The sequence below is a fragment of the Serratia sp. AKBS12 genome, from assembly GCF_024793895.1.
GTDB lineage: Bacteria > Pseudomonadota > Gammaproteobacteria > Enterobacterales > Enterobacteriaceae > Serratia_F.
This window is the reverse complement of sequence record NZ_JANUSB010000015.1, coordinates 868,695-881,678: the sequence shown is the minus strand read 5'-3', so window position 1 is coordinate 881,678 and position 12,984 is coordinate 868,695. Positions and strand designations below refer to the sequence as shown.

Annotated in this window: 13 protein-coding genes; 4 read left to right on the top strand and 9 right to left on the bottom strand. The window is 56.0% G+C overall.

Features of this window, described 5'->3' with window-relative positions:
• Window position 1 precedes the first annotated feature (1 nt).
• The 7 genes from NYE85_RS14025 to cspC form a co-directional block, all read right to left on the bottom strand.
• Window positions 2-2,035 carry a S9 family peptidase gene (locus NYE85_RS14025; protein ID WP_259005367.1) on the bottom strand — a complete coding sequence of 678 codons (2,034 nt, stop codon included), beginning with the start codon at window positions 2,033-2,035 and terminating at the stop codon, window positions 2-4.
• A 70-nt stretch (window positions 2,036-2,105) separates the two neighbouring features.
• Window positions 2,106-2,759, bottom strand: coding sequence for a tellurite resistance TerB family protein (locus NYE85_RS14020; protein ID WP_259005366.1), 654 nt, complete (start codon window positions 2,757-2,759; stop codon window positions 2,106-2,108).
• 208 nt (window positions 2,760-2,967) lie between these two features.
• On the bottom strand, window positions 2,968-3,327 hold the full coding sequence (gene yebF / locus NYE85_RS14015) for a protein YebF (protein WP_259005365.1): 360 nt from the start codon (window positions 3,325-3,327) through the stop codon (window positions 2,968-2,970).
• 68 nt (window positions 3,328-3,395) lie between these two features.
• Window positions 3,396-3,704, bottom strand: coding sequence for a N(4)-acetylcytidine aminohydrolase (yqfB, locus tag NYE85_RS14010; protein ID WP_259005364.1), 309 nt, complete (start codon window positions 3,702-3,704; stop codon window positions 3,396-3,398).
• Between the two features lie 39 nt (window positions 3,705-3,743).
• Window positions 3,744-4,067, bottom strand: a complete 324-nt coding sequence (locus NYE85_RS14005; protein ID WP_259005363.1) for a YebG family protein — start codon at window positions 4,065-4,067, stop codon at window positions 3,744-3,746.
• 86 nt (window positions 4,068-4,153) lie between these two features.
• A complete protein-coding gene (gene dbpA / locus NYE85_RS14000) occupies window positions 4,154-5,536 on the bottom strand; it encodes an ATP-dependent RNA helicase DbpA (protein ID WP_259005362.1) in 1,383 nt (460 codons plus the stop codon).
• Window positions 5,537-5,686: 150 nt separating this feature from the next.
• Window positions 5,687-5,896 carry a cold shock-like protein CspC gene (gene cspC, locus NYE85_RS13995; protein WP_004961856.1) on the bottom strand — a complete coding sequence of 70 codons (210 nt, stop codon included), beginning with the start codon at window positions 5,894-5,896 and terminating at the stop codon, window positions 5,687-5,689.
• Window positions 5,897-6,165: 269 nt separating this feature from the next.
• Here cspC and purT point away from each other — a divergent pair, with 269 nt between their 5' ends.
• Window positions 6,166-7,344 (top strand): formate-dependent phosphoribosylglycinamide formyltransferase, encoded by a 1,179-nt coding sequence (gene purT, locus NYE85_RS13990; RefSeq protein ID WP_259005361.1) that lies wholly within the window; start codon window positions 6,166-6,168, stop codon window positions 7,342-7,344.
• A 74-nt stretch (window positions 7,345-7,418) separates the two neighbouring features.
• Here the strand turns inward: purT and NYE85_RS13985 are convergent, their stop codons facing one another.
• Both NYE85_RS13985 and NYE85_RS13980 read right to left on the bottom strand, forming a co-directional pair.
• Complete coding sequence (locus NYE85_RS13985) at window positions 7,419-7,658, bottom strand: YoaH family protein (RefSeq protein ID WP_259005360.1); 240 nt, start codon at window positions 7,656-7,658, stop codon at window positions 7,419-7,421.
• A 72-nt stretch (window positions 7,659-7,730) separates the two neighbouring features.
• Window positions 7,731-8,738, bottom strand: coding sequence for a glycosyltransferase (locus NYE85_RS13980; protein WP_259005359.1), 1,008 nt, complete (start codon window positions 8,736-8,738; stop codon window positions 7,731-7,733).
• A 294-nt stretch (window positions 8,739-9,032) separates the two neighbouring features.
• Between NYE85_RS13980 and pabB the strand changes: the two genes are divergently transcribed.
• The 3 genes from pabB to sdaA all read left to right on the top strand — a co-directional run bounded on the left by pabB (window position 9,033) and on the right by sdaA (window position 12,717).
• The gene (gene pabB / locus NYE85_RS13975; RefSeq protein ID WP_259005358.1) at window positions 9,033-10,406 is read left to right on the top strand and encodes an aminodeoxychorismate synthase component 1; all 1,374 of its coding nucleotides are present in this window, start codon (window positions 9,033-9,035) and stop codon (window positions 10,404-10,406) included.
• A complete protein-coding gene (locus NYE85_RS13970) occupies window positions 10,403-10,981 on the top strand; it encodes a CoA pyrophosphatase (protein WP_259005357.1) in 579 nt (192 codons plus the stop codon). Before pabB ends, NYE85_RS13970 begins: the two co-directional genes overlap by 4 nt.
• Before the next feature lie 371 nt (window positions 10,982-11,352).
• A complete protein-coding gene (sdaA, locus tag NYE85_RS13965) occupies window positions 11,353-12,717 on the top strand; it encodes an L-serine ammonia-lyase (protein WP_259005356.1) in 1,365 nt (454 codons plus the stop codon).
• The last annotated feature ends 267 nt before the right edge of the window (window positions 12,718-12,984 follow it).

Here is a 12,984-nt window from a genome sequence, read left to right as displayed (position 1 = left end):
GTTATTCTGCCAACGACAGGATGAAAGCGTACTCCAGCGCAATGTCTTCGTAGGCTTTGAAACGGCCTGATTTACCGCCATGCCCGGAATCCATGTCGGTGTGCAGCAATAACTGGTGGTTATCGGTTTTCAGATCGCGCAGTTTTGCTACCCACTTGGCCGGCTCCCAATACTGCACCTGTGAATCATGCAAACCGGTGGTTACCAGCATATGCGGGTAATCCTGTGCGCTGACCCGATCGTACGGGCTGTACTGTTTGATGTAATCGTAATAGGGCTGTTCGTTGGGGTTGCCCCATTCGTCGTATTCGCCGGTGGTCAGCGGAATGGACTCATCAAGCATAGTGGTCACCACGTCAACGAAGGGAACCTGCGCCACGATACCATGGTATAGCGTCGGCGCCTGGTTGATCACCGCACCCATCAGCAGGCCACCGGCGCTGCCGCCCATGGCAAACACCCGTTCGGCATTGCCATAACCCTGCTCTATCAGGCTGTGGGTGACGTCGATAAAATCATTAAAGGTGTTCTGCTTGTTGAACAGCTTGCCATCTTCATACCATAGCTGCCCCAGTTCGCCGCCGCCGCGAATGTGCGCCAGCGCAAAGACAAAACCGCGATCCAGCAAGCTCAGGCGACTGCCGCTGAATGCCGGGTCCATGCTACTGCCGTACGAGCCGTAGCCATAAACCAGCAGCGGATTGCCCGCACGTGTAAACCGGTCTGCGCGGTACACCAGCGATACCGGTACCTCAACCCCGTCGCGCGCCTTTACCCATACCCGCTCGCTGCGGTAGTTTTCCGGCGTGAAGTTCTTCACTTCCTGCTGTTTGAGCATCACCCGTTCGCCGCTGTCGAGATCCAGCTGATATAAGGTGGTCGGCGTGGTCATCGACGAATAGCCATAGCGCAGCAGCGCGGTTTCCGGTTCCGGATTGTAAGCCAGCCAGGTGACATACGTGGGGTCGTCGAACGCAATGCGTTTTTCTTCGCCGCTGTTCCAATGAATCTGTCGCAGTTGGGTCAAGCCGGCTGCACGCTCCTCAACCACCAGCCAGTCGCGGAACAGGTTGAAGCCTTCCAGCATTACCTCGTCACGCGGCGCGATCAGCGTTTGCCACTGCGCTTCGTCTGGCTGAATGCTTTGATACAGGCCAAAGTTCTTGCCGTCCTTATTGGAACGAATATAAAAATGCTGATGATAGTGATCGAGACCGTATTCATGATCCTTGCGGCGCGGCACGAACAGCTGCGGCATGGTTTCAGCGCTGTCGGCGTCCAGCAGCAGTATTTCTGAGGTGGTAGTACTGCTGAGGTGGATCAGGATATAGCGTTCAGAGGTAGTCTTCTCCAGACTGACATAGAAAGTGTCGTCGGTTTCTTCGTAAATCAGCACGTCCAGCAACGGGTCGGTGCCGATCACATGGCGATAGACCTGATACGGCAGCAGCGTTTTGGCATGTTTGCGCACGTAATAGACGCTGGCGGAATCGTTGGCCCATTCAAAGCTGCCGGAGGTATTTTCCAACACTTCCTCGGCCCAACGCTGTTCTTGCAGGTACTTGAATCGAATATCGTACTGGCGACGAGACAAAAAGTCCTCCGCCAGCGCCATGACTTGATTGTTCGGGCTGACTTCCAGCCCGCCGAGGGTATAAAACTCCCGCCCTTCAGCCCGCTGATTGCAGTCAAGCAGCATCTCCCACTGCTCGGTTTCAGCCGCTGGCTGGCGCACGTATAACGCATATTCATTGCCCGGCTCGTAACGGGTCTGGTAACGATAGCCATGGCGGACGTGCGGCACCGAATGCTCTTGCTGTGGAATACGTGCCACCATTTCCTCAAACAGCGCTTCGCGCAACGCCTGCTGCGGTTGCAACGCGGCCTCGGTGAACGCATTCTCCGCCCGCAAGTAGTCCAGCACCTGCGAATCGGTGCGTTCGTCATCGCGTAGCCAATAATAATCGTCAACACGGGTATCGCCGTGCGTGGTGATAGGATACGGTCGTTTCTCGGCTTTTGGAGGTGTCATCATTACTAAATCATCCGCTTACAAACATTACTGTAAGGGTGGCACGTTTTCTTTAGGATAAAAAGCGGTACGGTTAGACCAATTCGCGCTTTTTCTGGTTCACGTCGCTTTCGATGCCCTGCTTGACGTCCGCCGGGATTTTCAGCGACTGCGCCAGCGCATCCAGATAGCCGCGCTCCATAAAATGATCGACGTCGATAACCATGCAACTCAGGTAGTACACCTCCAGCGCTTCGTCTTCGTTTTTGACGCTTTGCGCGATCAAATCCGGATTCAGCGGCTGATCGATCGCCTGTTGCACCCAGGCCTGCGCTTCTTCGCCTACCTGCAGCTGTTCCAGGCTATGGTCGATGGCGCGGCGTTCTTCAGCATCAATATGGCCATCACTCTTGGCAGCAAACACCAATGCCTGAACCAACCGCCTGGCGCGTTGGTCAACCGGTGTAATCTGGCTGCCGTATTGCGGCTCATCCTGATGGCTTTCCTTGACCCGCGCCTTGTATTTGTTCCAAATCACTGCACCCACCGCGGCGCTACCACCGATAATCAGCGCGTTTTTGCCAAATTTGCCCACCAGTTTGCGTGACGACTTGTTGGCTAGCAGTACGCCGACCAAACCACCCAGCGCGGTGGGCGCCAACAGCTTGCCGATGCCTTCACTTCCGCCTGCTGCCCCGGCTTTCTGCCCCAACATCGATTGAATCTGCTGCATCCAGTTGTTTTTCATTGTCGCTCCTCACCAGTATGTCGGCGCGTAACGGCATTGCCAGGCCACGCGCAGTTAGCCACCAGATTAGGGGATCTTTTGTCAACTTACGTATGGGGATGAAAACTTGTGTTGCGCAGGCGGAGATCGGCTCCACTGAGGAGTAAGTGCGGTCATAATCAGGGCGCGCAGGCGCCCTTGGCATAGCGGTTACGGTAATCGCAGGAAGTTACTCCGCGACGCTGTAAGCGATTTCGCCCTGGTTGCAGTTGAGCGTTACGTTGTAGATTTTGTCCATCTTGCTGCCACGCACCGTTAGCGGTACCTGCCAGACATTGTCTTTGCCGACGATGGCGTCCGGACTGACCCAGACAATCGGTGTTGCGGTGCCCAGTTGCTTTTTGTCAGCATCCCAGCGCGTAATGCGATTTTGCAAGAAATCGCGTTTTACCTGTGCAGCTACGTCCGCCGCCTGCAGGCCGCTGCATTGCGCAACCTTGGCGCTACGCAGTTGTTGCGCCTGTGCCGTACCGGTCAATCCAGCTACCGCCACCAGCGCGACCATCCATGACCATTTCGTTTTGTTCATATGACCTCCCGTTGTGGTTATCACCATCCGGGGGCAGCCCCGCAGCGAACAACGGGTCAAGCCATGGGCTAGCGTTTGATAAAGGCAATCACAAACAGTTCGTCCAACCCCGGATAGATTTCCTTGATAACCTGCTTCAGCTCGCCAAGCGGCATGTTTTCCTGTTTAGCGTGTTGTTCGGTCAACGCGTCCAGACGGATTGGCGTCACCGACAGCACTTCAATCAGACAGAAAAACACGCCGTCCTCATGACGGCTGACGCGCAAGACCTCCCCAGGCTGGAAGTGCGATTCACTGGCGTCCCGTAGAGTGATGGTTTTGCGCCCAGCCACGATATCCTGCTCAAAGCGGCTGAAGAAAGTTATTCCGCGGCTCATTCTAGACTCTTTTTCATTACAATGCTGCAACATAAACCGCTACGCCGCCTGCTTTTCTGTGCGCGACTGGGGATCCTTGCTCGCGGCCGGCTTGTCGCCCTTGGCCTTGGCCGGTTTTTGGCTCACCGCCTGCGGCGCTGCACCACGCAGAATTTGCGTCAGCGCTTCTTTATGTTCTGCCAGATAGAAGCTCAGGGCTTCGCGTTGATCTTCCTCCAACGTTAGTGGCGCCTGTTGTAGCCACTCGCCAAGGCTGTCGGCCAGATCGAGCATTTTGTCGTAGGCATCGGCTTCTTTCTTGCTTGCGAACGTCATTTTTTCCTCACCGTTTCTGACCACCAGGTATTTTACTTCAACTGCCATCTGTGTATTCCTCAAAGGTTTAAACACTGTATTTATATACAGTATAAGGCGTTATGGTGCGGGGGTTCAAGCGCCCCCGCCTGTTATTATTTCAGCAGCCGCGCCTTGCAGCTTTTGCCTTTGATCTTGCCCTGCTGCAATTGTTGCAACGCCTTGCGCGCGCTGGCCTTGCGGATAGCCACGTAGGCGTGCACCGGGAACATATCGATTTTTCCGACCTCGGCCGCGGTCAGTCCCGCATCTCCAGTCAATGCCCCGAGAATATCACCGGGGCGAATCTTCGCCTTGCGGCCGCCATCAATGCACAGCGTGGCCATTTCCGCCTCCAGCGGCGCCGTTGACGCACCGCTCAGTTCACTGACTGACGCCCATTGCAACTTGCAGTCCAGGTACTCTTCCAGCGCGTGAGCGCGTGTCATTTCCTGCGGCGCACACAGGCTGATGGCCAGCCCGCTCATGCCGGCACGGCCGGTACGGCCAATGCGGTGCACATGCACTTCCGGGTCGAACGACAGTTCGTAATTGACCACCAGTTCAAGATCCTTGATATCCAGACCGCGTGCGGCGACGTCGGTCGCTACCAGCACGCGACAGCTGCGGTTGGCAAACCGCACCAGGACCTGATCGCGATCGCGCTGCTCCAGATCGCCATGCAGTGCCAGCACGCTGATGCCGCGCGCCTCCAACGCTTCAAATACGCTCTGACAATCGCGCTTGGTATTGCAGAACACCACGCAAGACGTTGGTTGAAAATGGCGAATGGCGGCCACCAGCAACGCCGGACGCTGATCGCGGGTGGTTTCGTAAAAACGCTGCGCGATAGTGGTTGGCGCGTCGCCGTCGTCAACTTCCACGCTCAATGGCGCGCGTTGCACCCGGTCGCTGATGCGCTCGATGCCAGCGGGGTAAGTCGCGGAAAACAGCAGCGTTTGGCGCTGTGACGGCGTATAGCCGATAACCTGATCAATATCGTCGGCAAAGCCCATGTCCAGCATGCGGTCGGCTTCGTCCAGCACCAGCACTTTCACCTGATCCAGCACCAGGGTCTTCTTACGCAGGTGTTCCTGGATGCGGCCCGGCGTTCCCACCACGATATGCGGCGCATGCACCAGCGAATCCAGCTGAGCGCCCATCGGCTGGCCACCGCACAGGGTAAGGATTTTGATGTTTTGCGTGAAACGCGCCAAGCGGCGCAGCTCTTTGCTGACCTGATCGGCCAATTCACGCGTTGGGCACAAAATCAGCGCCTGCGTCGCTACCTGGCTGACGTTGATTTTGTCCAGCAGGCCAATACCGAACGCCGCCGTCTTGCCGCTGCCGGTTTTTGCCTTGGCGCGCACGTCTTGCCCGTTAAGGATGGCTGGCAGCGCGGCAGCCTGTACCGGTGTCATTTCGGCATACCCCAGTTCATTGAGGTTGGCCAACTGTTCGGCTGGCAGCGGCAGGGAAGAAAAGGAAACTGTGCTCACGGCGATAACTCTTATATGGCAGATGGAAAGGCGGCGCGACCGACTGGCCGGCACCGTAATAAGGCGTGATGATAGCAGAGATAGCGACCTTTCTGGATTGCGGCCATAAAAAAACCCGCCGGAAGCGGGTTTTTTGGCAGCGACGTTGCGTTAGATGGCAACAACGTTGGCTGCGGCTGGGCCACGTTGGCTGTCCTGAATGGAGAATTCAACCTGCTGGCCTTCTGCCAGAGTTTTGAAACCATCGCTGACGATAGCGGAAAAATGCACGAAAACATCTTTAGAGCCATCGGCTGGGGTGATAAAGCCGAAGCCTTTGCTTTCGTTGAACCATTTTACGTGACCGGTGATCTTAGTCATTTGACTTTCCTTTACTTGATAAACCTGCCTTGACGGCACTTGCGGCGCGAAGGCCCTGCGTTCTGTAGGTCTTCTTTCGCCGCCAATTATTAACGCATAATCGTCCAGACAGGGCAAATTTTTTCGTTCCTTATTAAAACAGCAGGTTACAGGGCTCGTTTGGCAAAACTCTCTGCGCGCTTTCGCCGCAGAGATGCCAGCGCAATCGTTTTCGTATATACTGCGCGCCTGTTTTGAGCACCGTCAATTTACACATCAGGTACCAGACTATGTTAACTATTGGAACCGCACTGCGCCCTTCCGCCACCCGTGTCATGCTGCTCGGCTCCGGCGAACTGGGTAAAGAGGTGGCAATCGAATGCCAGCGCCTTGGGCTGGAAGTGATAGCCGTCGATCGCTATGCCAATGCCCCGGCCATGCACGTCGCGCATCGCAGCCACGTGATTAACATGCTGGACGGTCAGGCGTTGAAGACCCTGATCGAGCAGGAGCGTCCTGACTACATCGTGCCGGAAATTGAAGCCATCGCCACCGACATGCTGGTGCAGCTGGAACAGCAGGGACACCACGTCGTGCCCTGTGCCGAAGCCACTCGCCTGACCATGAACCGTGAAGGCATTCGCCGTCTGGCGGCTGAAAGCCTCGCCCTGCCGACCTCCAGCTACCGCTTTGCCGATAGCCAGGACGCCTTTTATCACGCGGTCGACGACATCGGCTACCCCTGCATTATCAAACCGGTGATGAGCTCATCCGGCAAGGGCCAGAGCCTGATCCGTGACGCCTCACAGTTGGCGGCAGACTGGGAATATGCGCAACAGGGCGGTCGCGCCGGTGGTGGACGGGTGATTGTCGAAGGGCTGGTCAAGTTTGATTTTGAAATCACTTTGCTGACCATCAGCGCGGTGGATGGGGTACATTTTTGCGCGCCTATCGGCCACCGTCAGGAAGATGGCGATTACCGCGAATCCTGGCAGCCGCAATGCATGTCGCCGCTGGCGTTGCAACGCGCCCAGGCGATTGCCGAACGTGTGGTCACGGCACTCGGCGGCTACGGGCTGTTTGGCGTTGAACTGTTCGTTTGCGGCGATGAGGTCATTTTCAGCGAAGTCTCCCCTCGCCCGCACGATACCGGCATGGTGACGCTGATTTCACAGGATCTGTCAGAGTTTGCCCTGCACGTTCGCGCGTTCCTGGGTCTGCCGATCGGCGCTATTCGCCAGTTCGGACCGGCGGCATCGGCGGTTATCCTGCCGGAAATGACCGGCAGCGATCTGCGCTTTGGCGGTTTGGAGCAGGCATTGCAGGGCCACAATCAACTGCGGCTGTTCGCCAAGCCTGAAATCAGCGGCAAACGCCGTCTGGGCGTGGCGCTGGCCTGTGCACCGACTACCGAACAGGCGGTTGACATCGCCACGCAGGCTGCCGCGGCGGTAACGGTTCAAGGATAATTGGCGGCTAAAATAGCCAAAGCCCGGTTACCCCGGGCTTTGGTCCGATGAACAAGCTCCCGTCTGTTCAAGGCTCAATAATCGTCTTCGTCTTCGTCATCTTGCGGTTCGACATCCGATGGCACACTCGGCGCATCCTCGTCTTCATCGTCAAACATGACGGCAACCCGGGCACCTTGATGCTGTTCGCGGATCTGCTGCGCTACCACGGCAATCGCTTCACCGCTGCTCATGCCCTGCTCCATCAATTGACGGATGCGATCCGCAGCTTCCTGCTGCTCCAGATGATTCAGTGACGGCATACCTGCAAGCATGTGTTTATCTCCAGCTGATTGGAGGAGGATTATACCCTGCCTGCGGTACGCCGCAACCACGCCGCCCGGTTATTATTGCGCGACCGGTTCGGTACTGTGAGCGTCAAGGTGCCACTGTTTCAGCCGTGAGCGCCATAACAGGACGTGCCAGGCCTGTTTCAGGCCGCGCGCGTTGGCGGTCATCAATCGGTCGATACCGCGACGGTAGAACTCGCGGGTAATCTGCTGTTGCGCCAGCGGATCCGGCTCACGACGAATACTGTGACAAATGCCCAGCGCTTCGCGGGCAATCTGCCAGTGAAACGCCGGACGCAGCCTAATCTTGTCAGCATAGCGGCGGTTGAGCGCCACCAGCATTTCGACGATCTTCATATAATGACGCTGATATTCAACGTTGGCCACGCCGGTACGGCGCCGATTGCTGATCGAGCGGTCATGTACTCGCTGCCGATACAACGGCGTGCTGAGATATTGTACCCGCTGGGCATTAAACATCACTTCAGTAGTCCAGGGAATATCTTGATGGTGCAGGCCGGGTTCAAAATAAAGTCGATGCTGTTTAATAAAATCAAGCCGATATATTGCCAGCCATACCACATGAATAAATCTTCGTGTCTTCAAGGCGCGCTCAAGCCATTGCACGCCGCTAATTACCCCGGTCGATGACAGGCGAGCGGTGGGAATAATTTCTTTTAATTCATTCTGCTGGGTAAAATAACGCTCCCCGTTGCACTGCATGACATCCAGCTGATTATTCTCGGCCATTTCGATCAGCGTGGAATACATCTCCGGCGCCAGCAGATCGTCGGCGTCGGGAAAGGCGACATATTTGCCGCGCGCCACCGCCAGCCCGGCGTTGCGGGCCACCGAAACACCGGCGTTAGTCTGGTCGATCACCGTAATATGAGAATAACGCTCAGCGTAACTGCGGGCAATTTCGGCTGAACCATCGGTCGAACCATCATTAATAACAATCACTTCTAACCGACGTTCATTTTGTGCCAGCAGCGATTGTAAAAATGGCTCCAATAATTCGCCCGCATTGTGCATTGGGACGATCACGCTCAACATTAAAGGCATAATTTGCGCTTCCCTTACCCGTTGCCAGGAAAAGAATGTGAAAAAAGGCACATATTGCTAATCAGCGAAACGCCGGAATAATGACGGCCGAAAGCCCACGACGATCGCGTTTAACAAGGTTGCGTAAAAGAAATCTAATTTTTGCATGTTTATATACAACGAAAGTCGCAAAAAATGCTTAGCTTGCTTATCATTGATTTATCACATTAAACGAGTTCGCATGCACCGATGCAGGGAATATGGCAGAATATCCCTCAGGAACAGCCGCCCCGTAAGCCAGGTTTATAGCAATCCATGACTCAATCAGTGCCAAACCTCAAATCGTTGCCGTATCATCGCCAAGCGGTGCTGGAACGATTTGCTCCTCTAGCGTCTCAACCATGGGCCATGCTGCTGCATTCGGGGTTCGCCGAGCATTCGCACAATCGATTTGATATTTTGGTCGCCGATCCTCGCGTTACCCTGACCACTCATGGCGAACGAACGCAGATTATCGAGGGTTCCAGCGTCGTTGAGTCGCCAGAAGATCCCTTTGCCTTGCTGCAGCAGCAGCTGGCCTCCCTGGCGTTTGCGCCAGAGGCACGGGCCGAACTGCCGTTTCAAGGCGGCGCGCTGGGCCTGTTTGGCTATGATCTGGGCCGGCGGGTAGAAACCCTGCCGCAGGTGGCACAGGCCGATATCGCGCTGCCGGACATGGCGGTAGGAATCTATGACTGGGCGCTGATTGCCGACCATCATCTGCAAACCTTGACCTTGCTGAGCCATGACGATGTAGAACAACGCTGGCAGTGGCTAACGCAGCAGCCAGCGCCAGTAGCCAAACCGTTTACCCTGACCAGCCAGTGGCAGGCAAACATGACCCGAGCGCAGTACGGCGAGAAGTTTCGCCAGATCCAGCATTACCTACGCAGCGGCGATTGTTATCAAATCAATTTGGCTCAGCGGTTTTCTGCTTCGTATCAAGGCGATGAATGGCAAGCATTCCTGCAGCTGAGCGCCAGCAATTGCGCGCCATTTTCAGCCTTCCTGCGGCTGCCAGACAGCGCGGTATTGAGCGTTTCACCCGAGCGCTTCCTCTGGCTGGAAAACAGCCAGATTCAAACCCGGCCGATCAAAGGCACGCTGCCGCGGCTGGCCGATACCGAACAGGACGCCGCTCAGGCACAACGGCTGGCAACCTCGGCGAAAGATCGGGCCGAAAACCTGATGATCGTCGATCTGCTGCGTAACGATATCGGCCGCGTGGCGCAACCCGGTAGCGTACGGGTGCCAGAGCTGTTCGTGGTTGAACCGTTCCCGGCAGTACACCACCTGGTAAGTACCGTGACCGCAACGCTGCCCAGCACAACGCCGGCCAGCGCACTGTTGCGCGCCTGTTTCCCCGGCGGTTCGATCACCGGCGCCCCCAAGGTACGGGCAATGCAGATCATTGAAGAACTGGAACCACAGCGGCGTAATGCCTACTGCGGCAGCATCGGCTATCTCAGCGCCTGCGGAACCATGGATACCAATATTGCCATCCGCACGCTGATCGCCGAACAGGGTCGGCTGTATTGTTCGGCCGGCGGCGGGATCGTTGCCGACAGTCAGGAACAGGCGGAATATCAGGAAACCTTTGATAAACTGGGTCGCATCTTGCCGCAACTGGGGGAGTTTACCGTTTCGTGAGCCAACCGACCTATCCGTCCTCGCTGGGCGATTTTATCAGCCGCTTCCAATTGCAGTTGCCGCAGGCGTCGCGGGTTTCGCATAATGTGCGCCCGGCGGCGGTATTAGTCCCGATTATCTGTCGGCCGGAACCGACGCTGCTGTTGACCCGCCGTGCCGACACCTTGCGCAAACATGCCGGCCAGGTAGCCTTCCCCGGCGGCAAAACCGATGCCAGCGACATTTCAGCCATCTTCACCGCGCTGCGCGAAGCGCATGAAGAGGTAGCCATTCCTCCGGCGGCGGTCACCGTACTCGGCCAAATGGCACCGCTCGACAGCAGCACCGGCTTTCAGGTCACGCCAATCGTTGGCCTGATCGCGCCAGACGTGCAGTTTCATGCCAATGAAGACGAAGTGGCCGACGTGTTCGAGATGCCGTTGCATGAAGCGTTGACGCTATCGCGCTACTATCCGCTGGATATTCACCGCGCCGGACGTGCGCACCGGGTCTATCTGTCCTGGTATCAGAGCCAGTTTGTCTGGGGACTCACCGCCGCCATCATCCGCCGCCTGGCGCAGCAAGTGAGCCTCTGAGGCCGTCAACCAGTGACCTCGGTCACATCCTGTCGGGGTTATTTGGCGACTTTCAACGGTAAAGCGATCGCCATCACTTCATCGGTTTGCTTTTTCGACTACCTTCCACGCTATCAGGGTTTTAAAAAAACTGTAAACCCTCTCTTCAACCTTACGAAATAACTGTAAAATACGCCTGACCGGTATAAACCACTGCAAAAGCAGGGTCTACGCCGACGGCAACCGACAGCAAAAAAAGTAACACCAAGGATTATTTTATTTCATGCGAAAAAGGCAACCGAACCCGTACGGCCCTTTTACAATATCGCTGTTCCCTGCGTGGTTTTTGACCGCTGCAGCCATAACAATATGCCTCTTTAAGGAGTTTTAGCGTGATTAGCGTTTTCGACATGTTTAAGATCGGCATCGGCCCGTCCAGCTCTCATACGGTTGGACCGATGAAAGCCGGCAAACAGTTTGTCGACGATCTGGTAAATAAAGGCTTGATGCCTTCTATCACGCGTGTTGCCGTAGATGTTTACGGCTCACTCTCATTGACCGGTAAAGGTCACCATACCGATATTGCCATTATCCTCGGCCTGGCCGGCAATATGCCGGATACCGTGGATATCGACAGCATTCCCGGATTTATTCGCGATGTAGAACAACGTCAACGCCTGATGCTGGCCAGTGGCCTGCATGAAGTCGATTTCCCGCGTGACGGCGGCATGGTGTTTCGCAGCGACAACCTGCCGCTGCATGAAAACGGCATGCAAATCCACGCCTACGCCGGTGAAAAGCCGGTGTACAGCAAAACCTATTACTCGATCGGCGGCGGCTTTATCGTCGACGAAGAACACTTCGGCAAGGCTGACGCCAACGAAGTCATCGTGCCGTATCCATTCCATTCCGCTCGCGAAATGCTCGATCACTGCCGTGACACCGGCATGTCGTTGTCCGGCATGGTGATGCAAAATGAACTGGCGCTGCATAGCAAACCAGAGATCGAAGCCTATTTTGGCGATATCTGGCAAACCATGCGCGCCTGTATCGATCGGGGCCTGAATACCGAGGGCGTACTGCCTGGTCCGCTACGCGTACCACGCCGTGCTTCCGCGCTGCGACGCATGCTGGTGTCATCCGACAAGCTGTCCAGCGATCCGATGAACGTGATTGACTGGGTTAACATGTTCGCGCTGGCGGTCAACGAAGAAAACGCCGCCGGTGGCCGCGTAGTCACCGCACCGACCAATGGTGCCTGCGGCATCGTGCCGGCGGTGCTGGCCTATTACGATCACTTTATCGAATCGGTTAGCCCGGATATCTACATTCGTTACTTCCTGGCATCCGGTGCCATCGGTGCACTGTACAAGATGAACGCGTCGATTTCCGGCGCGGAAGTCGGCTGTCAGGGTGAGGTCGGCGTGGCCTGTTCAATGGCGGCGGCCGGTCTGGCAGAACTGTTGGGCGGCAGTCCGGAACAGGTGTGCGTAGCGGCGGAAATCGGCATGGAACACAACCTGGGTCTAACCTGCGATCCGGTGGCCGGCCAGGTTCAGGTGCCGTGCATCGAACGTAACGCCATTGCCTCGGTCAAGGCGATCAACTCCGCACGTATGGCACTGCGCCGCACCAGTGAACCACGCGTATCGCTGGATAAGGTGATTGAAACCATGTACGAAACCGGCAAGGACATGAATGCCAAATACCGCGAAACCTCACGCGGCGGGCTGGCTATCAAGGTACAGTGCGACTGATCCCCCAACCCCGCCTCCAGGCGGGGTTTTTATTTAAAAAATCAACAGCATAAACTACAAATCAGTGACGTCGTCACTTATCACCTAGCCGTTTTGGCCTCGCTTTATCCGTCATTAAACCACCGAAATACCCTTCTGTTCCGGTAAACTGAAATATATTATTGCGTTATCATCAATTGTTAACCCGTGACAGGCTAGAATTAGCCAAAGATCATTAAGGGGAAAAGAGTCTGATGGTGGCATCGGGCTGGCTTAGCGAACAAGGAT

Excerpts from the sequence above, each read along its gene's own strand:
- NYE85_RS13985 (WP_259005360.1), bottom strand. The coding sequence starts at position 7,658 with ATGCTTGCAGGTATGCCGTCACTGAATCATCTGGAGCAGCAGGAAGCT.
- NYE85_RS14005 (WP_259005363.1), bottom strand. The coding sequence starts at position 4,067 with ATGGCAGTTGAAGTAAAATACCTGGTGGTCAGAAACGGTGAGGAAAAA.
- yqfB (WP_259005364.1), bottom strand. The coding sequence starts at position 3,704 with ATGAGCCGCGGAATAACTTTCTTCAGCCGCTTTGAGCAGGATATCGTG.
- cspC (WP_004961856.1), bottom strand. The coding sequence starts at position 5,896 with ATGACTAAGATCACCGGTCACGTAAAATGGTTCAACGAAAGCAAAGGC.
- yebF (WP_259005365.1), bottom strand. The coding sequence starts at position 3,327 with ATGAACAAAACGAAATGGTCATGGATGGTCGCGCTGGTGGCGGTAGCT.
- NYE85_RS14020 (WP_259005366.1), bottom strand. The coding sequence starts at position 2,759 with ATGAAAAACAACTGGATGCAGCAGATTCAATCGATGTTGGGGCAGAAA.
- NYE85_RS13980 (WP_259005359.1), bottom strand. The coding sequence starts at position 8,738 with ATGCCTTTAATGTTGAGCGTGATCGTCCCAATGCACAATGCGGGCGAA.
- purT (WP_259005361.1), top strand. The coding sequence starts at position 6,166 with ATGTTAACTATTGGAACCGCACTGCGCCCTTCCGCCACCCGTGTCATG.
- NYE85_RS14025 (WP_259005367.1), bottom strand. The coding sequence starts at position 2,035 with ATGATGACACCTCCAAAAGCCGAGAAACGACCGTATCCTATCACCACG.
- pabB (WP_259005358.1), top strand. The coding sequence starts at position 9,033 with ATGACTCAATCAGTGCCAAACCTCAAATCGTTGCCGTATCATCGCCAA.